Annotated in this window: 1 pseudogene; it reads left to right on the forward strand. The window is 48.8% G+C overall.

Features of this window, described 5'->3' with window-relative positions:
- Positions 1-134: 134 nt before the first annotated feature.
- Positions 135-1,791, forward strand: a pseudogene (locus tag F6K51_RS36600) (IS1182 family transposase).
- Positions 1,792-1,830 lie beyond the last annotated feature (39 nt).

Raw genomic sequence — 1,830 nt, forward strand, 5'->3', positions numbered from 1 at the left:
TTGATACGGCTGGCGAAATTAATATTTGTTTACAAAAGGATGAGCAGATGTGGAAAAGATCCTTTGTTCGTAGTTGGTTTGGGAGTTACAGTTGAAACAATTGTATCAGTTATCAAACTGAGGAGTTGCCCGCTATGTGCTTTAGAGTAGAGACAATAGCACCAATACCCCAAGAGACAGTAACTATTGCTCGCTCAGCTTTTCCCAAAGGGAGTATAGTCATGAGTATCAGGGATGAATTGGGTTTCTTATATAAGGATGAACAGTTCAGAGCCTTGTTTCCATCAAAGCGAGGGCAACCGGCATCGGGATGCTTGGAGGTTAGCGCTGATTACAGTAATGCAGTACATCGAAGACTTAACCGATGCTCAAGCAGCCCAAGCGGTGCGAGGACGAATCGATTGGAAATATGCGTTAAGCTTGCCCTTAGCAGACCCCGGCATCGATAGCTCAGTATTGAGCGAGTTTCGAGGTCGATTAGTTAAAGCCCAGGTGGAAGAGTTACTGTTGGAGCGACTCTTGGAACGATGTCAAGAGCGGGGATGGCTGAGTGGGGGTGGAGTGCAACGCAGTGACTCAACTCATGTGTTAGCAGCAATTCGGGTGATGCATCGTCTAGAAGTAGTGGGTGAGACCTTACGAGCAGCACTCAATAGTCTGGCAGTAGCAGTACCGCAATGGCTTCAGGAAAAAGTTCCGGTAGAGTGGTTTTCGCGCTATGGTAGTCGGGTTGAGGACTATCACATGCCCAAGGCTACCGATGAGCGCCAGCAGTTAGGGGAGACGATTGGTAAAGATGGTTATAGGCTGTTAGCTGCTGTATATGATGAGGATGCCCCGGTAGGACAAGTACAGTTGCCTGGGGTTGAGGTGTTGCGTCAGGTTTGGGTACAGCAGTTTCATATCGATGCACACCAACAAGTACACTTCCGTCAACCCAACAATAGCCCCCCGTCGGCTCAATTAATTCACTCTCCCTACGATGTAGAAGCCCGATTCAGTCGCAAACGGGAAACTCAATGGGTGGGCTATAAGGTGCATCTGAGCGAAACCTGTGGTGAGAATGCCCCCCACCTGATTACCCATGTGGAAACTACTGTTGCCACCACCACCGATGTACAGGTAACTGATCGGATTCACCAAGCTCTTAAGCAGCGTCAACTGCTACCTCAAACTCATATTGTCGATACGGGCTATGTGAGTGCTGAGCAAATGGTCAACACTCTTGATACTGCTGGAATTGAGTTGCTGGCTCCGGTTTTACCCGATAGTAGTTGGCCTTCTCTAGCTGGTATTGGCTTTGATGTTGCTAACTTTACGATTGACTGGGACGAGCAACAGGCAAAGTGCCCAACGGGGCTGACCTGTATGAGTTGGAAGCCTGGTTCTGACCGTCGTGGTCATGACATCATTAAAGTAAGCTTTGCTAGCTCCACTTGTAAGCTTTGTCCCCATCGTCCCTTGTGTACTCGCACCAAACAGCAAGGGCGCACCATTACCCTGCGTCCTCAACGTCAACATAATGCCCTGCAACAGGCTCGCCAGACCCAAACCACAGAGGATTTCCAGCATCGCTATGCTCAGCGTGCAGGTATTGAAGGTACGTTAGCTCAGGGCATTAAAGCGTTTGGCTTACGTCGATGTCGCTATATCGGTTTGACTAAAACCCACTTGCAGCACATCATCACAGCTTGTGCCATGAATATTGTGCGTTTGGTTAATTGGTGGCAGGGAGTTCCATTTGCAGCTACCCGATGTTCTCGTTTTGCTGCTCTTGGGCCGACCGGTTGACCTATGTCTAAACAAATATTAATTTCGCCAGCGGTATCA

It is taken from the genome of Moorena sp. SIO3I8 (assembly GCF_010692325.1).
Lineage (GTDB): Bacteria > Cyanobacteriota > Cyanobacteriia > Cyanobacteriales > Coleofasciculaceae > Moorena.